The organism is Cellulosimicrobium sp. G4 BAM 1002 (assembly GCF_057126935.1).
The window spans coordinates 1,403,976-1,429,435 of the sequence record NZ_CP182109.1 but is presented as its reverse complement, the minus strand read 5'-3'; the positions used below and the strand labels follow the sequence as shown (position 1 = coordinate 1,429,435).

Annotated in this window: 13 protein-coding genes; 2 read left to right on the top strand and 11 right to left on the bottom strand. The window is 72.8% G+C overall.

Annotated features, from left to right (window positions below; genetic code table 11):
• Window positions 1-46: 46 nt before the first annotated feature.
• The 10 genes from pulA to ACMXGY_RS06410 form a co-directional block, all read right to left on the bottom strand.
• The gene (gene pulA, locus ACMXGY_RS06455) at window positions 47-6,232 is read right to left on the bottom strand and encodes a pullulanase-type alpha-1,6-glucosidase (protein ID WP_483776034.1); all 6,186 of its coding nucleotides are present in this window, start codon (window positions 6,230-6,232) and stop codon (window positions 47-49) included.
• Window positions 6,233-6,495: 263 nt separating this feature from the next.
• Complete coding sequence (locus ACMXGY_RS06450; RefSeq protein ID WP_483776033.1) at window positions 6,496-7,692, bottom strand: glycoside hydrolase family 76 protein; 1,197 nt, start codon at window positions 7,690-7,692, stop codon at window positions 6,496-6,498.
• A gap of 91 nt (window positions 7,693-7,783) precedes the next feature.
• Window positions 7,784-10,903 (bottom strand): alpha-mannosidase, encoded by a 3,120-nt coding sequence (locus tag ACMXGY_RS06445; RefSeq protein ID WP_483776032.1) that lies wholly within the window; start codon window positions 10,901-10,903, stop codon window positions 7,784-7,786.
• Between the two features lie 63 nt (window positions 10,904-10,966).
• Window positions 10,967-11,803: a carbohydrate ABC transporter permease gene (locus ACMXGY_RS06440; RefSeq protein ID WP_483776802.1), complete on the bottom strand. Its 837-nt coding sequence runs from the start codon at window positions 11,801-11,803 to the stop codon at window positions 10,967-10,969.
• 104 nt (window positions 11,804-11,907) lie between these two features.
• Window positions 11,908-12,843 carry a carbohydrate ABC transporter permease gene (locus tag ACMXGY_RS06435; protein ID WP_483776031.1) on the bottom strand — a complete coding sequence of 312 codons (936 nt, stop codon included), beginning with the start codon at window positions 12,841-12,843 and terminating at the stop codon, window positions 11,908-11,910.
• A 2-nt stretch (window positions 12,844-12,845) separates the two neighbouring features.
• Window positions 12,846-14,207, bottom strand: coding sequence for an ABC transporter substrate-binding protein (locus tag ACMXGY_RS06430; RefSeq protein WP_483776030.1), 1,362 nt, complete (start codon window positions 14,205-14,207; stop codon window positions 12,846-12,848).
• Between the two features lie 121 nt (window positions 14,208-14,328).
• Window positions 14,329-15,615 (bottom strand): ROK family transcriptional regulator, encoded by a 1,287-nt coding sequence (locus ACMXGY_RS06425; RefSeq protein WP_483776029.1) that lies wholly within the window; start codon window positions 15,613-15,615, stop codon window positions 14,329-14,331.
• An 87-nt stretch (window positions 15,616-15,702) separates the two neighbouring features.
• A complete protein-coding gene (locus ACMXGY_RS06420) occupies window positions 15,703-19,275 on the bottom strand; it encodes an ATP-binding cassette domain-containing protein (protein ID WP_483776028.1) in 3,573 nt (1,190 codons plus the stop codon).
• A 133-nt stretch (window positions 19,276-19,408) separates the two neighbouring features.
• On the bottom strand, window positions 19,409-20,395 hold the full coding sequence (locus ACMXGY_RS06415; RefSeq protein ID WP_483776027.1) for a malate dehydrogenase: 987 nt from the start codon (window positions 20,393-20,395) through the stop codon (window positions 19,409-19,411).
• 349 nt (window positions 20,396-20,744) lie between these two features.
• The gene (locus ACMXGY_RS06410) at window positions 20,745-21,962 is read right to left on the bottom strand and encodes an NADP-dependent isocitrate dehydrogenase (RefSeq protein WP_483776026.1); all 1,218 of its coding nucleotides are present in this window, start codon (window positions 21,960-21,962) and stop codon (window positions 20,745-20,747) included.
• Window positions 21,963-22,341: 379 nt separating this feature from the next.
• On the opposite strand from ACMXGY_RS06410, the gene ACMXGY_RS06405 reads away from it, so the two are divergent.
• Window positions 22,342-23,448 carry an MIP/aquaporin family protein gene (locus ACMXGY_RS06405; protein WP_483776025.1) on the top strand — a complete coding sequence of 369 codons (1,107 nt, stop codon included), beginning with the start codon at window positions 22,342-22,344 and terminating at the stop codon, window positions 23,446-23,448.
• Between the two features lie 115 nt (window positions 23,449-23,563).
• Here ACMXGY_RS06405 and ACMXGY_RS06400 read toward each other — a convergent pair whose 3' ends face one another.
• Complete coding sequence (locus ACMXGY_RS06400; protein ID WP_483776024.1) at window positions 23,564-24,055, bottom strand: DUF3017 domain-containing protein; 492 nt, start codon at window positions 24,053-24,055, stop codon at window positions 23,564-23,566.
• Between the two features lie 54 nt (window positions 24,056-24,109).
• Between ACMXGY_RS06400 and ACMXGY_RS06395 the strand changes: the two genes are divergently transcribed.
• Window positions 24,110-25,453 carry an FAD-dependent oxidoreductase gene (locus tag ACMXGY_RS06395; RefSeq protein WP_483776023.1) on the top strand — a complete coding sequence of 448 codons (1,344 nt, stop codon included), beginning with the start codon at window positions 24,110-24,112 and terminating at the stop codon, window positions 25,451-25,453.
• The last annotated feature ends 7 nt before the right edge of the window (window positions 25,454-25,460 follow it).

The following is a 25,460-nucleotide window of genomic DNA, read 5'->3' as shown; positions in this document are numbered from 1 at the left end:
CGACGACCAGGGCTCTACCTCGGCTCACCAGCGTTCTACCTCGGCATCAGGAGCAGGTGAGCTCCTCGAAGGCGACGGTGAAGGTCGAGGTGACCTCCTCGCCGTCGAGCATCGCCGTGGCGGTCGCCGTGATCTCCCCCGCCTCGACCGACCGCGCACGGGTCGCGAACGACTGGTAGGCGTTCTTCCCGGGCACCACGTCGGCGAAGGACCGCTCGCCGAACGAGGTGGCGAACGAGACGTCCACCGGCACGGCGCCGTCGTTCGTCGCCCGGACGGCGACGTACGCCTTGCCCGCGAGGCACCGCGGCTGCACGCCGACCGAGACGGGCAGCTCGGCGCCCGCCTCCGGCTCGACGAGCACCGCGACCGTGCGCGCCGGGACCGTCACGGTGCCCGTCGCGGCGTCCCACGTGGTCTCGCGCACGACGGCGTCGCTCCCCTGCTGCTGCACCGGCGAGAGCACGTAGTCGCGCCCCGCGAGCGCCGCGACCGGCACCGTGGCCGGCTCGGGAGAGGCGTTGAAGACCGCGAGCAGGCCGTCGAGGGCCGGGTCGACGTCGGCACCCGCCGTGTCGTCCACGGACATCGTGATCACGCCCGGCACCTGGTCCGGTCCCGCGCCGGGGAAGGTGACCTTCTCCCGGATCAGGTCGGCGTCGCCGAGCCGGAAGAGGTCGGTCGAGTGCCGCAGCCGCAGGAGGTCCTGCGCCTGGGCCGACGCGGTCGCGATGTCGTCGGGCGACGGCGTGAGCGCCGGGTCGGCGAGGAGCGGGGCCATGAGCGGCCACTTGTCCTCGTTGTCGGCCGCCATCGGCAGGCCCTTGCCGAACCCGTTGTCCTGACCGGTCCAGTCGATCGCGTTGAACCAGTCGCCCGAGTCGTAGCTGTTGCGGTCCAGCGACTTCGAGCGCAGCAGGTCCGTCCCCGCGTGCCAGAACGACGGCGTCTGGGAGAGCGCCGCTGTGGCGAGCGAGACCGTGTTCATCCGCACGCGCTCGTCCATCGGGGTGTCCGACGGGAGCTTGAGCGCGAGCAGGTCGAACAGCGTCTCGTTGTCGTGCGCGTCGACGTAGGTCACGACCTCCTCCGGCGAGTCCGCGTACCCCGCGGGTGCGCCGCGGTAGTCGATCTCGTCGCCCCGCATCTCCTCGCCCGTCGACGTGACGAGCGTGTAGTCGCGCAGGTTGCCGGCGAGGCCGAGGCGCACGAGGTCCGTCTCGTGCCCGAGGGTCGCGAGCTCGTCCTCGGACCCGTCGTTGACCGTGCCCGGCTCCCCCGAGCGGGCGGGCTGCCCGTTCGGGTCGGTCGCCAGGCCGGTGCCGAAGCCCTGCGTGAACGTCGTCGCGCCGTCGACGGGCGAGCCACCGTGCACGGCGTCGCGCAGACGGTCGGAGAACGTCCCGATGCCCGTGCCGCCGAGCTGGCCCTGCGTGGCCTGCTCGAACAGCGCGTTGCCCGCGACCTCGCCGAAGTCCCAGCCCTCGCCGTAGAGGTAGACCGACTCCCCGTCGACACCGTCCTCGGCGAGCGTGAGCTCGTCGAGGGCCGCGCGCACGTCGAGCATGTTCTGCCTCGAGTGGTGGCCCATGAGGTCGAAGCGGAAGCCGTCGACCTTGTAGTCCTTGGCCCACGTGACGACCGAGTCGACCATGAGCTTTCCGGCCATGGCGTGCTCGGTCGCGACGTTCTGGCAGCACGTGCTCGTCTCGACCGTCCCGGTCGTCGGGTTCAGGCGGTGGTAGTAGCCCGGCACGACCTTGTCGAGCACGGACCTGGCGTCCTGCCCGCTCGCGGCGGTGTGGTTGAACACCTGGTCGAGCACGACCTGCAGCCCGGCGCCGTGGAGCGAGCCGACCATCGTGCGGAACTCGGCGACGCGCGGGCCACCCTCCGCGTCGACGGCGTACGAGCCCTCGGGCGTGCTGAAGTGCCACGGGTCGTAGCCCCAGTTGAAGCCGTCCTGCGCCTGGACCGCGGCGACGGCCGCCTGCTGCTCGGGCGAGTCCGGCGCGAACCCGGTGAGGTCGCCCGTGGTGGCCTGGGCCGTCCGGTCCTCGGGGATCGACGCGATGTCGAACGTCGGGAGGAGGTGCACCGTGGTGACGCCGGCGTCGGCCAGCTCGCGCAGGTGCGTCATCCCGGCCGACTCCTTCTCGGCGAACGCGAGGTACGTGCCGCGCTTCTCGGCGGGGACCGTCTCGTCGGAGATCGAGAAGTCGCGGACGTGCAGCTCGTAGATCGTCTGGTCCACCGACCGCTCGACGACCGGGGCGGGCGTGCCCTCCCAGGTGGTCGGACGGAACGCGGGGTCCTCGAGGTCGACGGCCACCGAGTGCGTGGAGTCGAGCGTCAGACCGACGGAGTACGGGTCCGTGACGACGTTCGTCTCGACCTTCCCCGTGCTCGGGACGTAGACCTGCACCTCGTAGAGGTAGCGCGTCCCCTTCCACCCGACGTCCGCGCCACCGAGCTTCTTGTCGGCCGCCTTGCCGTCGAGCGTCCACGTGCCGTCGGACTGTCGCGCGGCCTCGAACCGGCGCGGGTCGTCGTCGAGCGACGCCCCCGCGGGCCAGGCGAGGACGGTGACGGCCTTCGCCGTCGGCGCCCAGAGCGCGAACGACGCCCACTTGCCGTTCGGGTGCCACGAGACGCCGAGCTCGCGCTCGGCCGCGTCCTCGGCGAACAGGTCGTCGACGACGCCGGGAACCTGGACGCCGGTCGCGGCCGTGAGCACACCGTCGTCGGCCCGCGTGACGAGGAGCTGGCCCGTGAGCGCCGCCTCGACGGCCCCGCGGTCGAGGGGCTCGCCGTCGTCGAGCACGCGCAGGGCGGTGTGCCCGGCGAGCGCAGGGAACTCGGCCGCGACGTCGTCGGGCAGGCCTGACGGGTCGACCTCGAGCGTGTACGACGCCGTGCCCTCCGGTGCCTGCACCTCACCGTCGGCGCTGCCCGGGGAGACCGAGAGCCCGCCCTCTGGGGCAGCCCACAGGGTCCACTCGTCCCCGGTGCCGAGGTCGCCCGGCCACGCGACGACACCCTCGCGCACCCAGTGCGCGGCCTGCTGGCCGGTGCCCGGCAGGGGCGGGTTCGCGACCTCGATCGTCAGGACGTGGGAGGCGAGGTCGTACGAGAACGTCACGTTCTCGCCGTCGCCCACGGAGAACTGGTAGTTCGCGCCGTCCGGAGCCCCGCCGACGCCGTAGTTCTCGGCCCAGCTCAGCCCATGGGCGACCTTGCCCTCGTACGCACCGGCCGCGAGGCGGTCGGTCGACCAGGTGTAGGTGCCGTCGCCGTCCGGGTCCTTGAGCCAGGTCGCGAGGCAGTCGGGCGCCCACGAGCCGGGGCAGCCGACCTGGTCCTGGAACGAGCCGGCGAGCGTGACGATCGGCCCCTGCGCGGTGCTCGAGAAGTCCTTGCTCACCGGGTCCCAGTAGAACGTCACCGGGCCACCGACCGTCGTGTACGTCGCGTTGCCGCCGTCCTGTACGCCGCCGACGCCGTAGTTGACGGTCCACGAGCCGTTGATCGCGACCTTGTACTCGTACGTCCCGGCCGGGACGTCGAACGTCCCCTCGTAGACGCCGTCGGCGCGCTGCGTGAGCTTCGCGGCCTCGCAGCCGGGGGCCCAGTCGCCGGCGCAGCCCATCTCGGAGTTGTGGCTGCCGGCGACGGTGACGAGGTCGATCTCCGGCTCGGGCTCCTCGCCCACGACGCCGCTCACGTCGACCCCGACGCTCGCGAACGTCGACGCGGCGGCGCGGTCGCCGTCCGCGTCGGTCGTGACGGCGCGGTACTCGACGAGCGTGCCCTCGGGCAGACCGGCGACGTCGTGGAAGACGCGCGGTGCGGTGTCCTCGGCGGTACCGAGCGCGTGCCACTCGGAGGACCCGACCTCTCGCCACGCGAACGACGTCTCGGCCCACGCGTCCGCGTCGATCGCCGCTGCGACGGGCGCGACGCCAGTCACCGCGGCGCCGGCGGCCGGGACGGACACCGCGATCTCGCCCGACGACCCCGCCCCGACCTCACGATCGGCGCGCAGGACCACGGCGCCCAGCGCGGGGACCGTGAGGGTGACGCTGCCCTCGGCGTCGGCCGTGACGGGCTGCGCTCCCTCGCCGTGCAGGACCTCGTACGAGGCTCCCGGCGTGAGCGTGGTGAAGGTCGCCGAGCGCGACTCGGCCGCGTTGTTCAGCGCGACGAGGTGCTCGACCTTCTCCGTGCGGTCGACGCGGCTGAAGGCGTACACGCCCGCGCCGTTCTCGACGTAGCGCTCGACCTGGGCGCCGTCGGCGAGCGCCGGGTGCGCCTCGCGCAGCGCGGCGAGCTCGGCGATGTGGGCGTAGAGCGGGGCGTCGGTCCCGTAGCGGTCGACGCTCCCCGCCTGCTCGCCCGTGACGAGGGGTTGGTCGGCGTACTCGTCGACCTGCGTGGCGAACAGGGTCTGGCGCGCGTCCTTGTCGCCGCCCGTGCCGGCGAAGCCCTGCTCGTCGCCGTAGTAGACGACCGGCTGGCCGCGCGTGAGGTACATGAGCTCGTGCGCGAGCTCGTCGCGCGCGAGCGGGTCGCTCGTGGAGGACAGCATGTAGCCGACTCGGCCCATGTCGTGGTTGCCGAGGAATGTGGGCAGCGCCTGGGCGTTCGTGTCCGGCGTCGTGTACATGTCGTCGCTCGCGAAGAGCGACGCGAGGCCCTTGGCGCTGTTTCCGCTCGCGAAGCTCGTCGCGGCGGACTGGAACGTGAAGTCGAGCGTCGAGCTCATGTCGGTCTTCCGGACGTACGGCGAGAGCTTCGCCGCGTCGGCGTCGTACACCTCGCCGAACATGAAGAAGTCGTTCTTGCCCTGCGCGTGCGCGTAGTCGAGGACCTCGGTGGTCCACTTCTCCCAGAACTCGAAGTTCACGTGCTTCACGGTGTCGATGCGGAAGCCGTCGATGCCGAGGTCGACCCAGTCCTGGTAGACGTCGACGAACCCGTCGACGACCGTCGGGTGCTCGGTCATGAGGTCGTCGAGGCCGTCGAAGTCCCCGTACGTCACCGACTCCCCGGTCCACGTCGAGTTGCCGCGGTTGTGGTAGAGCGTCGGGTCGTTGAGCCAGGCCGGGACCTTGAGGTCCTCCTTGCCGGCGGGCACGAACGGCGTGTACGGGAACGACGTCGCGGCGTCCAACGCGGGGAACGCGTCAGTGCCCGCGTGGTCCGCAGGGTCGAACACGGTGCCGTCGGCGTCACGATACGGCGACGTGACCTGGTCGACGTACGAGTACTGATTCTCCTCGTAGTCGACGACGTCCGCCGTGTGGTTCGTGATGATGTCGAAGTAGACCTTGATCCCGCGGTCGTGCGCCTCGTCGATGAGCGCCTCGAGCTCGGCGTTGGTGCCGAGGTGCGGGTCGATCTGCGTGAAGTCCGTGATCCAGTACCCGTGGTACCCGGCCGAGGCGTTCACGCCCTCGCCCTGGACGGGCTGGTTCTTGAAGGACGGCGTGAGCCAGATCGCCGTCGTGCCGAGGCCATCGATGTAGTCCAGGTTCTGACGCAGGCCCGCGATGTCGCCGCCCTGGTAGAAGCCCTTGTTCGTCGGGTCGAAACCCGACACCAACGGGTCGTCGCCGAGCCCCGCGGTGTCGTTCGACGGGTCGCCGTTGGCGAACCGGTCGGTCATGACGAAGTAGAACCGCTCGTCCGACCCGGGCTGGCGCACAGGCGGGACGACGAGTGCGGCGTCGGTCGCGTCGTCGTACTCCCCCGCGAGGCCCAGCGGCGTGAGCGCGATGCGCTTCGTCGCCTCGTCGAAGGTGACGCGCACGGTGGCGTCTCCACCGAGCACGAGCGGCGCGTTGTCCTGGCTGCCGTCACGCCCGTACGCCTCGTCCCAGGCGTCGTCGAACGCGACCTTGTACTGGTACGTCCCGGCGGGCACGTCGAACTCCGCGGACCAGACGCCCGCGGTGTCGGTCGGCGCGAGCTCCGTCGCGGCGCACGCGGGGTCCCAGTCGGCGCCGCAGCCCAGCTCGGACTGGAGGTCGCCGACGAGCGCGAGCGTGCGTGCGTCGGCACCGGCCGCGGGAGCGGCGAGAGCGGCCACGGTCAGTCCGGCGAGCGTCGAGCCCGCGAGCGCGAGCGTGGTGATCGACGCGGTCACCCGGGAGGCCCGTGAGCGGTGCGGATGAAGCGGATGGGGCGACGCGGTCGGCCACGGTGAGCGACGACGCGGCGTGGAGGTCATGAGGACTCCCTCGTCCGAAGAGATGCGTGCAGAGGGCCGCGCGAGGAGCGTGGTCGGACGACGGGACCAGCAGCGGACGACGTCGGCCGAGGCGGGCGCTTCTCAGCGTACGGCTGGGGCCGACTGTACTGGTTGCAGAAAATTGCAGCAAGAGCCCGTACGCGCGACATGGCACGCGACCCGCGCCGCCGTCGAAGGACGGTGGGACGGGTCGCGTGCCAGGGCGCGAGGTGCTGCGCTCGGTACAGGGCTCAGTACGGGGCTCAGTACAGGATCGACGCCTTGCCTCGCGGCCACGCCAGCGTGGCGTAGATCTGGACCATCGCTGCCTGGCCGAGCAGCTCCGTGGTCCCGCCCTCGACGGGGAACAGGCCGGTCTCGGGGTCGCGCACGTCGTGCCACTGGGCGTCCGCGTAGTCCGCCATCGCGTCGCGGTAGGTGGTGCCGCCGGTCACGGACTCCAGGAGCAGGAGGTTCTTGAACCAGATGGAGTTGAAGAACATCGGCTGGTCCTCGAGACGGCCCTCCGTGACGAAGAAGCGGTACGAGGCTCTGGCGATCGCCTCCGCCCTGCGCAGGTACTCCTCCTCGCCCGTCGCCTCGTACAGCAGGGCGTACGTGCCGAGCGGCACGCCCTGGTTGTACGACCACTGCGTCCTCTCGATGGTGCCGTCGAGCGCGACGTGGTCCCAGTACAGCCCGTTGGGCGCGAGGAGGTGCTGATCCGTCCACGACGTCATGCGCTCGGCCCAGCGCAGGTACTCGTCGTCACCCGTGATCATGTACAGCCGGGTCGCGAGCTGGGCTCCGGGCATCGTGGACACCGTGTTGCGGTCGCTGCTCCAGGTCGCCTGGGTCCAGAACACGCCCCCCGGCGCGGGGTGCGTCGGGTCGGTGTCCCAGCCCGAGACGACGAGGTCGAAGATCTCCTCCGCCCGCTCGAGCGCTGCCTGGTCGCCCGTGTCGAGGTACTGCTGCACCTTGGCGAGCGCCACCCACTCGTTGTCGTCGTAGAAGATGTCGCCACCGCCTCCGTAGGGCGCCCGCGGGTACGAGTCGTAGCCCGGCAGGCCCGTCGTGCCGCCCTCCGCGTTCCAGAAGTGCTCCTGCCCGCGGTCGCGGTCGGCGAGGTCGTCGACGAACTGGTTCCCGGCGCGCCCGGGGAGGCCCGTGAGGTCGAGCGTCGCGACGTGGGCCTGCGAGAACGGCCACTCGAACGAGTAGGGCCGGTCGTCCGCCTTGCGCGGGTAGTGCTCCAGGTACAGCGAGGACCCGTCATCGACATACAGGTACTCCTGCATCGCCTCGTAGCTGGCCAGCGCCCGGTCCGCCTGCGTGCGGTGCGACGCGCCCTGACCGTCTCCGTCCGGCCTGCCTCCGCTCGAGGCAGACGCCGGGGCCGCTGCGCCCAGGACGCACGCCGCCGCGACGACCACGCCGACCGTTCTGGAAAACCTCATCGTTCTCTCCCTTGCTCGGTGGTGCTCGGTCTGGGGGAAGGAGCCGAGACGTGCTGCAGGCGCGCCCGAGCGAGCGACGCCGGCGGGGCCCTCAGCGTCGGAAGCGGATCGTCAGCACCTGGAACGGCGTGAGGTCGACGACGACGTCACCGCCGTCCGTCCGGACGTCTCCCGTACGGCGCTCGAGCAGGTCGGTGACCTCCGCGCCGTCGTGGTCGAAGGCCGCGTGCACACGCGCCGACGCGCGCCCGCCGTGGCTCTCGTACAGGCGCACGACGACGTCGCCGCTGCCGTCCTCGGCGAGCTTGACGGCCTCGACGACGACCGCGTCGTCGTCGACGGTGAGCAGCGGCTCGACGTCACGCTCGCCCTGGACGACGCGCTCGGGGAGGTTGAGCGCGTACCCGTGCCGGATCGCGTCGGCGATCCCCGCGCCGACGACGAGCTCGCACCGCAGGACGTGCTCGCCCTGGTCGGCGTCCGGGTCGGGGAAGAGCGGAGCGCGCAGGAGCGAGAGGCGCACGGTCGTGCCCGTCCGCCCTCCGGGCGGTGTCGTCGCGGCAGAGTCGCCGGGCGGTGTCACCGCCGCCTCGTCGCCCACCCGAGTGCGCGTCACGTCGTGCCCGTACGTCGAGTCGTTCGTGACCGCGACGCCGAAGCCCGGCTCGCCGACGTGCACCCAGCGGTGCGCGACGGTCTCGAACCGCGCGGCGTCCCACGACGTGTTGACGTGCGTCGGCCGCTGGACGTGCCCGAACTGGATCTCCGACGACGCGCGCTCGGCGTGCACGTCGAGCGGGAAGGCGAGCTTGAGCAGCTTCTGGCGCTCGTGCCAGTCGACGCGCGTGGTGATGCGCAGCGCGGGGGCGTCGGCGGCGAGCTCGAGCACCTGCTCGACGCGCGAGTCCCCGAACGAGCGCACGACGCGCAGCGCCGCGGTGCTCGGGCCGCCCGGGTTCCCGTCGCCCTCCACCGGCTCGACGACCTCCGCGTCGACGAGGTCCGTCACGCTCCGGCGGTAGTGCTCGTCGACGTCCCACGCGTCCCACTCGTTGGGCACGTCGCGGTGCACCTGGAGGAGGTTGGCGCGCGCGCCGGGCAGGACCGCGTCGCGCCCGGTCGCGAGGTCGACCGCAGAGGTCACGAGCCCAGCGGCGTCGACCACGACGCGGACCGCCGCGTTCTCGAGGACCCAGCCGTCGCCGTCGCGAGCGAGCGTGGCGCCTCGCGTGCCCGCCGTGTCGGTGCCGGCCCCCACCCCGAGCGCCGCGACCCCGCCCCGGGCGAACGGCGACGCGTTCGCCACGACGCGACGCTCCCCCGCCCCGACGAGCGCCCGCAGCGCCTCGTCGACGATGCCCTCGAGCTCGACCGCGATCTCGGCGTAGTTGCGCTCCGCCTCGCGGTGCACCCATGCGATCGACGAGCCGGGCAGGATGTCGTGGAACTGCTGCAGCAGCACGAGGCGCCACAGGCGCTCGAGGTCCTTGGCCGGGTAGGTCGCGCCGACGCGCACCGCCGCGGTCGTCGCCCACAGCTCCGCCTCGCGCAGCAGGTGCTCGCTGCGGCGGTTGCCGCGCTTGGTCCGGGCCTGCGACGTGTACGTGCCGCGGTGGTACTCGAGGTACATCTCGCCCACCCACGTGGGCGGCGCGGCGTACTCGGCGCGCGCGGTCTCGAAGAAGGTCTGCGGGTCCGACAACGTCACGCGCGGCGAGCCCTCGAGGTCCGCGGCGCGGTGGGCAGCGGCGACCATCTCGCGCGTCGGCCCGCCACCGCCGTCGCCGTACCCGAACGGCACGAGCGACGTGTTCGCCCGCCCCTTCTCCGCGAACTGGCGCTCGGCACGCGCGAGCTCGGGCGCCGAGAGGTCGGAGTTGTACGTGTCCACCGGCGGGAAGTGCGTGAACACCCGGCTCCCGTCGAGGCCCTCCCACCAGAACGTGTGGTGCGGCATCGTGTTGGTGTCGTTCCACGAGATCTTCTGGGTGAGGAAGTGGTCGCTCCCCGCGAGGCGCGCGAGCTGCGGCAGGGCGGCGGTGTACCCGAACGAGTCCGGGAGCCACACCTCGCGCGGCTCGACGCCCAGCTCCTCGAGGAACCAGCGCTTGCCCGCGACGAGCTGGCGCGCGAGCGCCTCGCCGCCCGGCATGTTCGTGTCCGACTCGACCCACATCCCGCCCACGGGCACGAACCGGCCCTCGCGCACCTTCTCGCGGATGCGCTCGAACAGCTCGGGGTAGAACTCCTGGATCCACGCGTACTGCTGCGCCGACGAGCACGCGAACGTCAGGTCGGGGTCCTCGTCCATGAGGGACAGGACGTTCGAGAACGTCCGTGCGCACTTGCGCACGGTCTCGCGCACGGGCCACAGCCACGCCGAGTCGATGTGGGCGTGACCGACCGCGTGGACGCGGTGCGCGCTCGCGGCCGCCGGGCTCGCGAGCACGTCCACGAGCGCCGCCCGGCCCGCGGCGGCGGTCCCCGCGACGTCGGCCGGGTCGACCGCGTCGAGCATGTCCTCGAGCGCCCGTAGCACCTCGGCCGAGCGCGGGCTGGTGGCCGGCAGCACCGCGACGAGCCCGGCGAGCGCGCGCACGTCCTGCAGCAGGTCCCAGACGACCTCGTCGACGAGCACGACGTCGACCGCGCGCAAAGCGTAGATCGGGTCCGTGCCCGCGGTCGCCTTGTCGCCCATCGGCGTCGGACGCGTCCAGGCACCGCCCGGGACGTCCGGGTTGGAGGCCGCCTCGACGTACAGGTCGACCGCGCCGTCCGCCGCGCCCGACCCCGGGACGCCGGGCACGCCGCGCAGCGGGACGTGCTGGTTGCGCGGCTCGACCGCCTTGACGATCCGCCCGTCCGGCGACCAGACCGTCCCCTCGGCCTGGAACCCGGGCTGCGCCGTCGTGAAGCCCAGGTCCACGACGACCTCGGCGCGCGTGCCCTCCGGCGCGGCGTCACCGCGCCACTCGGCCGGCACCGCGCCCGTGACGTGGAACCACACGGTCCCCCAGGGCTTGCCCCACGGGGAGCCGACGGCGAACGGCGCGTAGGCCGCAGCCCTCGCCTCGTCGAACGGGACGGGCTCGTCGGGGACCTCCCACGCCGCGACATCGAGCGAGCGGCGCTCACGCAGGACGGCCGGTTGGAGGCGCTCACGGACGAAGCGCTCGAGGCGGGCGGTGGTGCGGACGGTGGTGTCGTGCATGGGGTCTCCTGAGGGTGCGGGAGGCGACGGTGCCGCCGGGGCTGGTCTGGCGACGCGGGTGCGTCAGCCCTTGACCGCTCCGGCGAGCGCGAAGGACGAGCCGGCCAGACGCGTGACGATCACGTACAGCGCGATCACCGGCAGGGAGTAGAGGAGGGAGAACGCCGCGAGCTGGCCGTAGGCGACGGAGCCGTACTGGCCGAAGAACGCGAAGATGCTCACGGCGGCGGGCTGCTTCTCGGGCGAGAGCAGCAGGACGAAGGGGACGAAGAAGTTCCCCCACGCGCCGATGAACACGAAGATGAAGACGACCGCGAGGCCAGGGCGCATGAGCGGCAGGACGATGGCGCGCAGCGCTGTCATCGCGGAGGCGCCGTCCGTCCAGGCCGCCTCCTCGAGCGAGACCGGGACGGAGTCCATGAAGTTCTTCGTCATCCAGATCGCCATGGGCAGCGACGTCGCCGCCATGAAGAAGATGGTGCCGGGGAGCGAGTCCAGCAGGTTGAGCCGCACGAACAGCGAGTAGACCGGGACCATCATGGCCGTGATGGGCAGGCACGTGCCGAACAGCACGACGTACATGAAGGTCTTGTTGAACCGCATCCGGTACCGCGACAGCGGGTACGCGGCGAGGACGGACGCGACCACGGTGACGAGGCCGGTCCCGCCGGAGAGCAGGAACGCGTTCCACAGCGGGAGCCACGTCTGCTCGGGGGTGGCGATCGCCGTGAAGTTGGCGAACGTCACCTCGTCGGGCACGTCGACGACGAGGGTCGCGCGCGCGTCGAGCGACGCGAGGACGATCCACCCGAGCGGCACGACGAAGCAGAGGCCGATGACGACGAGCACGACGTTCGAGGCGAGGCGCGAGGCGCGCGAGCCCGGTGCGGCGAGCGACATGCCGCGGCGGCGCGACGGCGCCGGGGGCGTGCCGTCGTCGGGCACCGCGACCCCGGCGACGGGCGGGCCCGCCGCGGCGGGCGTGACGGGGACGGTCTGGGCCATCAGTCGACCTCCGGACGCAGGCTGCGGATGTAGACCACGGAGAACACGCCGCCGATGACGAGCATGACCGTCGCGATCGCGGTCCCGTACCCCACCTGGGCGAACTTGAACGCCTCCTGGTACGCGAGGATCGGGAGCGTCGAGCTGTCGGTGCCCGGGCCGCCGCCGGTCATCACGAAGATGAGCGTGAACACGGACAGCGTCTGCAGCGTCGTGAGCATGAGGTTGGTCGAGATCGAGCGACGGATCGTCGGGATGGTCACCCACACCAGGCGCTGCATCCCGTTGGCACCGTCGACGCGCGCCGCCTCGTTGATCTCCGGCGGCACCTCGGCGACGGCGGCGGAGTAGACCATCATCGAGAAGGCCGTCCCGCGCCAGACGTTCGCGAGGATCACGGCGAGCATCGGCGTGTCGAACAGCCAGTCGGGTCCTTGGATCCCGACGCCGGCGAGCAGCGCGTTGAGGCTGCCGTCGGCGTGGAAGAACGCGTAGGCGGCGAACGCCGCGACGATCTCCGGCAGCACCCACGCCGTGACGACGAGCGTCGAGACCACGACGCGCACGGGCTTGAGCGCCGAGCGCATGAGCATCGCGAGGAGCAGGCCCAGGACGTTCTGGCCGACGATCGCCGACGCGACGACGAACAGGACCGTGAGCCACAGCGCCTTCGGAAAGTTCGGGTCCGAGAGCAGGTCCGCGTAGTTCTGCAGGCCGACCCACTCCGGGTTCGCGGCGTTCGGGCCCGTGAGGGCCGCGTTGGTGAACGACCCGTAGAAGGACCAGATCACCGGTCCCAGCATGAACAGGGCGAGGAGGACGACGGCGGGGACGAGGGGGACGAGCCGGCCCGTGGTGCGACGCAGGTTCCGTCGCGACGGGGCCGGTCCCGCTCCCCTCGCCCCGGCGGGCGCCGGGGCGAGGGTCGCGGACACGCTCAGCCCTCCGTGGTGTTCTCTTCGCCGACGACGTCCACGACGGCCTCGTCGTAGACGGCGGCCGCCTCCTCAGGCGTCTGCTGGCCGGTCATCACGGACTCCATCGCGACCTGGATCGCGTTGGAGATCTGCGCGTAGTCGGACGTCGCCGGACGGAAGTTGGTCACCTCGACCAGGTCGGAGAAGAACGCCGTCGTCGGGTTGGACTCCTCGTACGAGGGGTCGTCGGCGACGTCGGTGCGCACCGCGATCTGGCTGTTGTCGATCGCGAAGCGCAGCGAGTTCTCCTTGTTCAGCGCGAGGGAGAGGACGTCGAACGCGACGTCGGGGTTCTCGCTCCCGGAGCCGATCGCGAGCGTCCAGCCGCCCGACATGCTCACCGCTCCCGGGTCCTTGCCCTCCTGCGTGGGCATGGGCGCCGTGCCCATGACCTCGGTCCACTCGGGCCACGGCGCCGTGCCCGACTCGAGCCACGTGCCGGCCATCCACGACCCGTCGAGCGCGATGCCGAGCTTGCCGTTCGGCAGCCAGTCGGCCGACACGGTGTTCCCGACGTTGGGGTCGAGCGCCTGCTGCGGCGTGGGCGCGAGCCCTTCCGAGTAGATCGTCCCGATGAGCTGGAGCGAGTCCACGAACTCCTGCGACCCGACGACCCACTTCTGCTCGTCCGCGTCGTAGAGCGTGCCGCCCGTGCCGTACAGCAGCATCTCGAAGCCCTGCATGGCCGAGGCCTCACCCATGGGCTTGCCGGAGTAGACGTTGAGGGGGATGACCTCGGGGTCGGCGGCCTTGATCGCGCGCGCGGCGTCGAGCAGCTCGTCCCACGACGCCGGCGCCCAGTCCTCCGGGAGCCCCGCCTTCGCGAGCACGTCCTTGTTGAACCACAGGCCGCGGGTGTCGGTGCCCATGGAGACGCCGTAGGTCTTGCCGTCGTCGCCGAGCCCCGCCTCCTTCGCGCGGTCGACGAACTGGTCCCAGTCGTCCCACTCGGCGAGGTAGTCGTCGAGCGGCAGGAGGTAGCCCGCCTCGACGTCCGACTTGATCATGAACGTGTCCTCGTACATGAGGTCGGGCGCCGTGTTCGGCGAGCGGTTCATGAGGGCGAGCTTGGTGAAGTAGTCGTTCTGGCTCGCCTCGATCGGGACGAGCTCGATGGTGACGTCCGGGTTGGCCTCCTCGAACTCCGCCTTGACGTCCTGGAAGAGCTCGTCGGCCTGCGTGAAGTTGCCGAACTTCTGGTACGCGATCTTGATCGTCGCCTCGCCGTCGTCGGAACCGCCACCTCCGGAGCTGCACGCTCCGAGGGTGAGGACGAGGGTGAACGCCGCGGTCCCCGCGGCCAGGGGTCGTGCCAGTCGCATGGTGCTCCTTTGCCACGTGCGGTTGCCCGGAGTCCCGGGCGGCCTGGTGGCATTAACTCAAGCGAATTGAGTTAATGATGTCAAGAGCAGCACGCCGGGAACCCCGACGCGAATCGGCGACCTACCGCGCCGCGGCGCTCCCGGACGGGGGCCGCCCGGCCCTGTCCGGCGGGACCTGCTCCGCCGGTGCCGCGATGAGGCCCGACGGCCTCGGGGTGAACAGGTCGTCGAGGACGAGGCTCGCCGCGCCGACCGCACCGACGTGCTCCCCGACGGCCGAGCCGAGCACCTCGACCGGGTGCATCTCGCGCAGCGTCGCACGTGCGGCCAGCTCCTCGCGCACCACCGAGGTGTAGGCGGGCTCGAGCCGCGCCCAGCTCGGGCCGCCGAAGACGACGACGCGGGCGTCCACGAGGTCCGCGACGATCGTGATCCCGTGCGCGACGCGGCGTGCGGACGTGCGCAGGATGTCCGCCGCGACGTCGTCACCGGCGGCTGCTGCACGGCACACGCCCGTGAGCGCCGCGTCGAGCTCGCGCGGGGACGTGCACGGGGTACGCGGGTCGAGCACGCCGCGCGCCACTGCCTCACCCACGAGCGTCGCCGGCGCCGCGCTCACGCCGATGCACCCGCGGTTCCCGCAGGTGCACGGCGGGCCGTCGCTGTCGACGATGAGGTGGCCGATCTCGCCCGCGTTGCGCGACGACCCCGGGAGCAGCTCCCCCTCGTGCGCGACCGCGACGGCGACGCCGAAGCCGAGGTAGAAGAAGAGCGACGTTCCATGGAGCATCCGGTTGCCGCGCCACAGCTCGGCGACCATCGCCGCGCTCACGTCCTTCTCGAGGATGACGGGGAGCCCGGTCGCGAGGGCGAGCTCGTCGCGCAGGGGCACGTCCGCCCAGCCCTCGAGCAACGGCGGGTGGATGACGCGACCCGCGGCCATGTCGATCGGCCCGGGCGCGGCGACGCCCAGGCCGAGGACGTCCTCGCGGCGCACGCCCGCGACCTCGAGCATGTGGGACGTGCTCCTCGCGACCTCGGCGACGAGCGCCTCCGGTCCGAGCGGCGTCTCGAAGATCGTCTTCTCGACGAAGCCGCCGCGCAGGTCGACGAGCACCGCCGTGGCGACGACCGGGTCCACGTGGACGCCGAGGGCGTACGCACCGCGCTCGTCGAGGTGGAGCATGGTGCGGGGCTTGCCACGACCCTCGACGCGCCTCTCGCCCTCGACGACGAGGCCGCGGCCGATGAGGCGCGACACGATGTTCGAGATCGTCTGCAGCGACAGGCCTGTGCTCGCGGCGAGCTCGACCCGGCTCAGCCCGTCGTCGGTGCGTCGGATCTGGTCCAGCACGACCATCTGGTTGAAGTCGCCCATGCGCGGCAGGTTCGTACCCCGGCGCACCATCGTCGTCCTCCGCTCGGTCGGTCAGGACACACACCGTAGCCCTGCCCGGCCGCACGGACGCCCTCGGGCTCGGCGCGGGCGCGGACGTCAGCCCGCGAGGTGCCCCCAGCGCGGCGCGAGGTCGCGCCACGGCCCGACCTCGGCGACCCGTCCCTCGTCGAGCACGACGACGCGGTCCGCACGGGCGAGCGCCGCGCGCTTCGACGTCGAGCCGATGACCGTGGTGCCCCGCTCCCGGAGCGACGTCCACAGCTCGATCTCCGTCGCGGCGTCGAGCGCGCTCGAGACGTCGTCGGCGAGGAGGAGCTCGGCGTCGGTCGCGAGCGCCCGCGCGAGCGCGAGCCGCTGCACCTGCCCGCCCGAGAGCCGGACGCCGCGGTGACCGACGAGCGCCTCGTGGCCTCCGGCCTCCACGACGTCCCGCTCCAGCCGCGCCGCGGCGACCGGTCCGTGGAGCTCGCGCTCGTGCCCGAGGCGCACGTTGTCGGCGAACGTCCCGGACAGCACGCGCGGGACCTGCGCGACGTGGGCGACCTGCCCCGGGCGCAGGAACGTCTGCGCGTCGACGACGTCGGTGCCGTTCCAGCGGATGTGCCCCGTGTGCTCCATGAGGCCCGCGAGCGCCGAGAGGAGGCTCGACTTGCCCGCGCCGACCTGCCCGAGCAGCAGCACGAGCTCGCCGCGGCGCACCGCCAGGTCGACGCCCTGGACGCCGATCGTGCCGTCGTCGTGCAGCGCCGTCATGCCGGCCAGCTCGAGCCGCTCGAGCGCCTGCCGCTCGCCGGGCGCCGGGGTCGGCGCGTCGCCGGTGAGCAGGTCGACGCCGGGCGGCACGTCCATGAGGTCGGCTCCGGCCGCGAACCGGCTCGTCGCCTGCTGCCACGAGCGCGTGCCGGGCGCCTCGGTGACGACGGCGCCCGCGACGACCCCGAACCAGCCGAAGCCGTTCACGGCGTTGGCGACGAGGAGCGCCGTCGCGAGGTCCCAGGTGCCGGTGAGGAGCCCCGCCCATGCGGCGACGACGCCGAGCTGGATCATGACGAGCGGGACGCCGTCGAGCGCGGCCTGGACGCGGTGCTCGAAGATCGCGGCCCGCACGCGGCCCCCGTCGACCTCGCGCAGGTGCGCGTGGACCTGCGGCGTGCGGGCGGCGAGCTTGACGGTGCGCGCCGAGTCGAGCGCCGAGACGAGCGCGCGGCCGAACCGGGCCCGCGCGGCCGAGGACCGCGTCGCCGAGCGACCGGCGATGGGCCGCCCGAGCGCGGACGCCGCCGCGGACACGACCATGACGGCGAGCAGCACGGCACCGGCGAGCCACGACCGGCTGAGCAGGGCCGTGACGCCGGCGATGACGAGGCCGTTGACGAAGTCCACCCAGCGGTCCGCGTACCGGACGAAGCGGTCGGCGTCCATGGCGCGGGCCACGACCTCGCCCGGCGGCGTGGCGGTGAGCCGGTGCTGGCGCGTCTGGCCGGTCATGACGGCCATGCGCACGCGCAGGAGCACCTCGATCCACCAGCGCGGGTAGACGTACAGCGCGCGTGCCAGGCACAGCGGCGCGACGACGAGGAGCACGACGAAGGGGATCAGCAGCCCGACGGGCAGCCCCTCGTCGAGGCCCTGGACCGTGCGGCCCCAGAGGAAGCCGGTGATCGCGCCCTGCGCGGAGACGAGGCTGGCCACGAGGAACAGCACCGCGCCCACCACGCCCCACGCGGGCCGCACGAACAGCGCGTGCAGCACGCCGCGGGCGAGGCTCGGACCGTCGCCCGGGTCGGTCAGGGCAGGCGGCTCGCCCCGCCGGCGACGCCCGCCGACCGCCTCGCCGGCGTCGGCTGTCCGCTCCCGCTCACGCTCCGACGGCCCGACGCCGTCCGCGTCGTGCTGGGCGGCGCTCGCCCGCAGCAGGTCGCGGTACGGACCCGCGACCCCGGCGAGCTCCGTCCGCACCCCCTGCTGGACGACGCGTCCGTGGTCGAGCACCGCGAGGAGCCGGGCACGCTCGATCGTCGTGAGGCGGTGCGCGACGAGCACGCCCGTGCGGCCCGCGAGGAGCCGGTCCGAGGCGGCGACAACGCGGGCCTCGGTGAGCGGGTCCATGCGCGCCGTCGCCTCGTCGAGGACGACGACCTGGACGTCCCGGACCAGCAGTCGCGCGAAGGCCACGAGCTGCTCCTCCCCGGCGGACAGCGACGTCCCGCCCGGGCCGAGCAGGGTCTCGAGCCCGTCCGGCAGCCCGGCCACCCAGTCGTCCAGGCGCAGCTCGCGGACCGCGGCCTCGACGTCGGAGCGGGGCACGTCGGCGAACAGCGCGATGTTCTCCGCGAGCGTGCCCGCGAGGATCTCCGTCCGCTGGGTCACGACGCCGACGGCGGCACGCAGCGCCTGCAGGTCGAGGTCGCGCACGTCCACGCCGCCCACGTACACCGCGCCGCGTGGCGGCTCGACGGCCCGCGACAGGAGCGACGCGAGGGTCGACTTCCCCGAGCCGGTGCGCCCGACGAGCGCGACGGTCTCCCCCGCCGGCACCCGCAGGTCGACGCCCTCGAGGGCGAACGTGCCCTCGGCGTAGGAGAAGTGCAGGTCGCGCAGCTCGATCCCGACCGGTCCGTCGGGCAGCGTGCGTCCACCGGTCGGTTCCGGCGCGACGGCGAGCATCTGACGGATGCGGGTGAGGGCGCCCAGCCCCTCCTGGATGTCGGGCAGGTGGTGGACGAGGTTGTCCACCTGACCCACGAACATCGCCGTGACGAGGAAGAGCGTGACGAGGCGGTCGACGGGCAGGTTCCCGTCCGCGGCGAGCGCGGCGCCCGCGACGGCGACGCCCGCGAGCAGGGAGGCGAGGACCAGACCGGCCCGCCGGAGCATGCGGGACTCGACCGTCAGCACGGCCTGGAACCGCCGGTGGACCTCGGCCGACCGCTCGGCGAGACGCCGCACGGCGAACGACTGACCGAGGCTCGTGCGCAGGTCGTCGCGCGCCGCGACGGACTCCTCGAAGGCTGCGGCGTGGTCGGTCCACGCCATCTCCTCGATGACCTTCCGGCGGGCGATCTCGCCCAGCATCGGCCGCACGAGCACGGCGGCGAGCAGCCCGAGCACCGGGAAGAGGACCCACGCCGGCCACCACGTCAGGCCGGCCACGACCCACATGGGCAGGACGCCGACGAGCGTGCGCCCCGCGCCCCAGAGCTGGCGCCGGACGAGCGTGCCGACGGCGTGCGTGTCGTCGTCGACCCGGTCCAGCACCTCGCCGACGGCCTGCTCGGTGAGGGTCTCGAGCGGCTGGTGCAGCGCCGCCGTGAGCAGGTCGGCGCGCAGCCGGCCCTCGGCCCGGTCGACGACGCCGGCCCACACGACCTGACCGGCGGTGTCGAGCAGCGCCGCACCGACGATGCAGGCGGCGAGGAGCTGCAGCGTCGCCGTCGTCGGGTCCTCGGCGAGCCACCCTGCGACCACGGTCCCCAGAGCGGCGCCGACCGCGCCGAGGGCGAGCCCGACGAGCGCGACGGCGGCCAGCGGCCCGCGCAGGCGCCGCCAGTCGAGACGGCGGGACGGGTCGTCGGACGCGCCGGTCGCGGCGAGGCCCGGGGTGGTGGGATCCGGTGTGGCCCGGCGTTCGTTCGGGTGCTGCTCGGTCGGCAGTGGGGCGTCGATCATGGCCCGACGACCCTACGCCGCACCACCCACGCCCACGCAGGCAATTTCCCCGGCGGGCGCCCGCTCACCGACCCCGGTCGGGGCCGCGCACCGACCGCCGTCGGGCCGCGGCCCCCGCCGGGGAACGGGTGTGTCAGACCAGGCCGAGCTCCTCGACGGCCTGCCGCTCCTCCTGCAGCTCGGCGACCGACGCGTCGATGCGGCCGCGCGAGAAGTCCGAGACCTCCAGCCCTTGCACGATCTCCCACGAGCCGCCGCGCGAGACCACCGGGAACGAGGAGATGAGTCCCGTCGGCACGCCGTACGACCCGTCGGACACGACGCCCGCGCTCGTCCAGTCGCCCTCCGGAGTGCCCAGCACCCAGTCGTGCACGTGATCGATCGCCGCGTTCGCCGCGGACGCCGCCGACGACGCACCGCGCGCGTCGATGATCGCCGCACCGCGCTTCGCGACGGTCGGGATGAACGTCTGCTCGAGCCACGCCCGGTCCTCGGCGAGCTGCGCTCCCGGCGTCCCCGCGACGTCGGCGTGGAACAGGTCCGGGTACTGCGTCGCCGAGTGGTTGCCCCAGATCGTCACCTTGCGGACCTCCGACACCGGCACGCCCGCCCGCTTCGCGACCTGAGTCAGCGCACGGTTGTGGTCGAGGCGCGTCATCGCCGTGAACCGGTCCTTCGGCACGTCCGGCGCGTTCGACGCCGCGATGAGCGCGTTCGTGTTCGCCGGGTTCCCCACGACCAGGACCCGGACGTCGTCCGCGGCGCCCGCGTTGATCGCCTGACCCTGCGGCTTGAAGATGCCGCCGTTCGCCTCGAGCAGGTCGCCACGCTCCATGCCCGGGCCACGCGGGCGCGCGCCCACGAGCAGCGCGACGTTCGTCCCCTCGAACGCCGCCGTGGGGTCGTCGAAGATGTCGATCCCGGCGAGCAGCGGGAAGGCGCAGTCGTCGAGCTCCATCGCGGTGCCCTCGGCAGCCTTGACGCCCTGCGGGATCTCCAGGAGACGCAGGCGCACGGGGGTGTCGAGGCCGAGCATCTGGCCCGACGCGATACGGAACAGCAGCGCGTAACCGATCTGACCGGCCGCGCCGGTCACCGTCACGTTCACGGGGGAAGTCATGCGCTCACTCTCCCACAACGCGCACGGGGGTTCCGCCCGACGGCGCATGGTCGGGTTGGGAGGCCGAGGCGGGTGGAGCGACGGCCGCCAGACGGTCGGGCGTCGTCGTTCGCGGCCCGGCGCGGAAGGTGACGGGACCGGGAGCGGGGCCGGAGAGGAGGAGGGCGCGGGTCGTGGTGGGTCTGGCGGGAGGCCGCGAGGAACGAGCGGCCGGATGGTAGACCCGCGCCCTCCTCCTCTCCGGCCCCGCGGGAGGCGACAGAACGACGCGACCCCGGACCGGCGACCGGACGACGGACGGCGGCGTCCCCGCGAAGGGGACGCCGCCGTCGGACGTGCCGGGGCCGGATCAGCCCAGGCGCGCCTTGAGGTTCTCGTCGAGCGCGGCGAGGAAGTCCTCGGTCGTCAGCCACTGCTGGTCCGGGCCGACGAGGAGCGCGAGGTCCTTCGTCATCTGGCCGGACTCGACGGTCTTGATGACGACGTCCTCGAGCGTCTGCGCGAACTCGGTGACCTCGGGCGTGCCGTCGAGCTTGCCGCGGTGCATGAGGCCGCGGGTCCACGCGAAGATCGACGCGATGGGGTTGGTCGACGTCGGCTTGCCCTGCTGGTGCTGGCGGTAGTGACGCGTCACGGTGCCGTGCGCGGCCTCGGCCTCGACGGTCTGGCCGTCGGGGGTCATGAGGACGGACGTCATGAGGCCGAGCGAGCCGAAGCCCTGGGCGACGGTGTCGGACTGGACGTCGCCGTCGTAGTTCTTGCAGGCCCAGACGTAGCCGCCCTCCCACTTCATGGCCGAGGCGACCATGTCGTCGATGAGGCGGTGCTCGTACGTGAGGCCCTTGGCGTCGAACTGGTCCTTGAACTCGGCGTCGAACACCTCCTGGAAGATGTCCTTGAAGGCGCCGTCGTAGGCCTTGAGGATCGTGTTCTTCGTCGAGAGGTACACGGGGTACTCGCGCTGGAGGCCGTACGCGAACGAGGCGCGCGCGAAGTCGCGGATCGACTCGTTGAAGTTGTACATGCCCATCGCGACGCCGCCCTCCTCGGGCATGGTCACGACGTCGAACTTCTGCGGCTCGGAGCCGTCGGCCGGCTCGAACGTCATCGTGATCTTGCCGGGGCCGGGGACCTTGAAGTTCGTCGACTTGTACTGGTCGCCGTGGGCGTGACGGCCGATGATGATCGGCTTGTTCCAGCCCGGCACGAGGCGCGGGATGTTGGAGATGATGATCGGCTCGCGGAAGACGACGCCGCCGAGGATGTTGCGGATCGTGCCGTTGGGCGAGACCCACATCTTCTTGAGGCCGAACTCCTCGACGCGCGCCTCGTCGGGCGTGATCGTCGCGCACTTGACGCCGACGTTGTACTGCTTGATCGCGTTCGCGGCGTCGATCGTCACCTGGTCGTCGGTGGCGTCGCGGTTCTGGATCGACAGGTCGTAGTACTTGAGGTCGACGTCGAGGTACGGGTGGATGAGGCGGTCCTTGATGAACTGCCAGATGATGCGCGTCATCTCGTCGCCGTCGAGCTCGACGACCGGGTTGACGACCTTGATCTTGCCCATGCGCAGATCGCTCCAACTGTCGGGGAGGGGTGCCCCCGGGACGGTGACGGCGTGGTGCGGGCCGTGGAGCCCGGCACCCGGTCCGTCGTACGCGAGGGCGTTGCTGACCGCCGTCCAGGGTACTCGACTTCTCGACGTCAAGATACTTTTCGGCGAGGCTCGCCCGCGACCGCATCGTGAGACGTCACGTCCGTTCTCAGGCCCTGTACGGCCGATTGCCACGCATCTCACGGTTCAGGGTGGCAAGATGCCCCCAAGATGCCGGAATGGCCGGGCAGTCGGTCAGGCATCGTGCCGTCGTCCCGACCGCGCGCCGGTGCCGCACCCGTGGCTCCGCCGGGCTGGGGCTCTCCCGAAGAACCAACCAGACAGGAACATCATGTCCCAGGACACCACCGCTCCCGGCGTGCCGGCGGGCACCGTCGACGACGCGCGCGTCGAGCGGGCCGAGACCGTCGCCGTCGTCCAGCCGGGCCTCCTCGCGCGCCTCGGCGCCGAGGTCTTCGGCACGTTCTTCCTCGTCCTCGCGATCGTGGGCGTCGCGCTCTACAACTTCCTCAACCAGGGGTCGGTCCTCGTCGTCGCCCTCGCGGGCGGCATCGCCGTCCTGGCGGGCATCGCGGCGGTCGGCAACGTCTCGGGCGGGCACTTCAACCCGGCGGTGACGCTGGGTGCGGCGATCGGCGGCCGGACGGCGTGGCGCGACGTGCTGCCGTACTGGGTCGCGCAGGTCGTGGGCGCGCTGCTCGCCGGCCTCGTCCTGCTCAGCACCGTCCCGGCCGCTCTGCCGGAGCTGCTGGGCCAGACCGAGAAGAGCGGCCTGTTCGTCGGGACCGCCAACGGGTACGGCGACTTCTCACCCCTGTCGACGGCGTCCCAGGGCGGCGTGACCTTCGGCCTCGTCCAGGCGCTGCTCGTCGAGACGATCGTCACCGCCGTGTTCGTGGGTGTCATCCTCGGCGTGACCGACAAGCGCGCGAGCTCCCGCCTCGCCCCTGTCGCGATCGGCCTCGCGCTCACGGCGCTGATCATCATCGCGGCGCCGGTCACGAACGCGTCGCTCAACCCGGCACGCTCGCTCGCGTCGGCGGTCTTCGCGAGCGACGGTGAGCTGTGGAAGCAGCAGTGGGTGTTCTGGGTCGCGCCGCTCCTCGGTGCGGCGATCGCTGGTCTGTTCTACCGCGCCTTCGCGTTCGCCCCGGCCCAGGACGACCTGCTCGGGGAGGACCAGGTCGTCACCGTGACCGACGAGTCGGAGCTCCCTGCGGGGGCGACCGTCACGTCGACCGGTGCCGCGACGGGCGCCGCCGCCGGCGCCTACGCGACCGGGTCGGTCACCCAGGAGCCCGAGGCCGAGGAGGTCGTCGTCGAGGAGGTCGTGGTGACCGACGAGGACGGTGACGTCGTCGCGGTCGAGGAGATCGTCGAGGTCGTCGAGGGCGACGAGCGCACCGACGAGCGCCCGGGCGAGGCCCCCAGGGCCTGACGCACGCTTCGCTCCCGGACGGGCCCGGACCGCACGCGCGGTCCGGGCCCGTCCGTCGTCGGGCGCGTGACGCCGGGAGAGGCGCTCGAGGGAGGTGCCGGAACGGTCCGTGCGGTCAGATCTCGCCCGGCGGGATCGTCAGCGCGAGGAACGCGATGACGGCCGCCGGGGCGAGGAAGAAGAAGACGTCGAGACCGCGCGAGCGCACGGTGATGCCGATGGGACCGGGCCCGGGAAAGGTCGCGCGGCACAGGCCCGCAACCGTGAGCACGCCGGCGAGCCCGAGGCTCCCCGCCCTGCCGCCGACGAGAGCCGCGACCCCCGTCGTGAGGACGACGCCGGCCAGCACCAGCCACATCGCGGGCTGACGCACCCGAGCGGGTCGGGGCGGCGGCCCGACGGCGGACGGCACCTGCGCGTCCGAACCGCCGTGGGTCTGCGGGTCGAGAGCCGACTCGTCCCGTGCGGGCGTCGCGTCGGGACCGGGCGCCGGGCGCGGACGTCTGGGCGCACCGGAGGCGTCGTCGTCGTGGACGTGGTGCCACGACGGCTCGAGCGCCGGGCGCGGCCGCTGCGGTGCACCTCCAGGTGCCGTGACATCGCTCACGCCGCTGCCCGTTCCACGTCCGGAAGCCTACCGTCGTGCCCTAGCGTGGCGTGCATGCCGACCGCCGATCTTCCTGCTCGCGCCACGTCCGCCGGAACCAGGCCCGGCTCGGTCGTCGTCGTGGGAGCAGGGCTCGCCGGCGCCCAGACCGTGGCCGCGCTACGGGCCCACGGCTTCGACGGCAGGATCACGCTGCTGGGTCGCGAGGGCATCCCGCCGTACGACCGCCCGCCGTTGTCCAAGGAGCTGCTGAGCCGGCCTGCGACCGCGTGGCTCACGGACGAGCTCGGGGTCGACGTCGCGGCGCTCGCCGACGAGGTCCGGCTCGCGGACCCCGCTGTCGGGATCGAGCCGGACGGGGCCGCACACGTGGTCACGACGCGCTCCGGTGACCGGCTCCGCACGGACGCGGTCGTGCTCGCGGTGGGCTCCGTGCCGGTGCGGCCCGCGGGGTGGGACGGGGCAGTCGTGCTCCACGACGCCGCGGACGCCGAGGCGCTGCGCGGGCACGTGCGCCCGGGGACGCAGCTCGTCGTCGTGGGCGCCGGGTGGATCGGCGCCGAGGTGGCGGGGGTCGCGGCCGGTGCCGGGGCCGACGTCACGGTCCTCGAGGCGGCGCCCGCTCCCCTGCTGCGCCAGCTCGGCGCGACGGTCGCCCGGCACCTGGCCCGCTGGTACGACGACGCAGGGGTCCGTCTGCGCACCGGGACCGCGGTCGCGACGGTCGACGTGGACGGCGTCACGCTCGCGGACGGCGAGCGTGTCGCGGCGGACGTCGTGCTCACCGCGGTGGGCGCGCGCCCCGCGACGGGCTGGCTCGCGGGCGCGGTGCCGCTCGACGCGCGGGGAGGCATCCCGGTCGACGCGACGGGCGCCGTCGTCGGACGGCCGAGCCTGTGGGCGGTGGGCGACTGCGCGGTCCGCAGCCATCCCGTGCACGGCGACGTGCCGGGCGGCCACTGGTCCGCGGCCCTGCACGACCCCGAACCGACGGTGCGCGCGCTGCTCGGCCTGACGCCCGACGGCACCACGGGCCACGCCCCGTACGTGTTCTCGCAACAGCTCGGCCACGACCTGGCCCTGTTCGGCGTGCCCGGCCCGGACGACGAGGTGGTCTTCCGCGGCGACCCTGACGGCGGCCCCTCGGGCCACGACGGCTGGGCCGCCTTCTACCTGGCCCCGGAGAGCACGGACCCGCGGACGGTCCCGACGCCGGACGACCCGACGACAGGCGATCCGACGGCGGGCCGGACCGTCACCGCCCGCGCGGTCCTCCTCGTCGACTCGCCCCGTGACGTCGGCCCGGTCCGCAAGGCGATGAACCGCGGCACGCCCCTGCGCGTCGACCTCGACGTAGCCCTCGACCCCACCCGCCGCCTCCGCGACGCCCTCCTCTGACCTACAC

Bases quoted from the DNA above. Each gene is read 5' to 3' on its own strand.
- ACMXGY_RS06415 (WP_483776027.1), bottom strand. From the start codon at position 20,395: ATGACTTCCCCCGTGAACGTGACGGTGACCGGCGCGGCCGGTCAGATC.
- ACMXGY_RS06420 (WP_483776028.1), bottom strand. From the start codon at position 19,275: ATGATCGACGCCCCACTGCCGACCGAGCAGCACCCGAACGAACGCCGG.
- ACMXGY_RS06410 (WP_483776026.1), bottom strand. From the start codon at position 21,962: ATGGGCAAGATCAAGGTCGTCAACCCGGTCGTCGAGCTCGACGGCGAC.
- pulA (WP_483776034.1), bottom strand. From the start codon at position 6,232: ATGACCTCCACGCCGCGTCGTCGCTCACCGTGGCCGACCGCGTCGCCC.
- ACMXGY_RS06440 (WP_483776802.1), bottom strand. From the start codon at position 11,803: ATGTCGCTCGCCGCACCGGGCTCGCGCGCCTCGCGCCTCGCCTCGAAC.
- ACMXGY_RS06450 (WP_483776033.1), bottom strand. From the start codon at position 7,692: ATGAGGTTTTCCAGAACGGTCGGCGTGGTCGTCGCGGCGGCGTGCGTC.
- ACMXGY_RS06425 (WP_483776029.1), bottom strand. From the start codon at position 15,615: ATGGTGCGCCGGGGTACGAACCTGCCGCGCATGGGCGACTTCAACCAG.
- ACMXGY_RS06405 (WP_483776025.1), top strand. From the start codon at position 22,342: ATGTCCCAGGACACCACCGCTCCCGGCGTGCCGGCGGGCACCGTCGAC.
- ACMXGY_RS06430 (WP_483776030.1), bottom strand. From the start codon at position 14,207: ATGCGACTGGCACGACCCCTGGCCGCGGGGACCGCGGCGTTCACCCTC.
- ACMXGY_RS06395 (WP_483776023.1), top strand. From the start codon at position 24,110: ATGCCGACCGCCGATCTTCCTGCTCGCGCCACGTCCGCCGGAACCAGG.
- ACMXGY_RS06445 (WP_483776032.1), bottom strand. From the start codon at position 10,903: ATGCACGACACCACCGTCCGCACCACCGCCCGCCTCGAGCGCTTCGTC.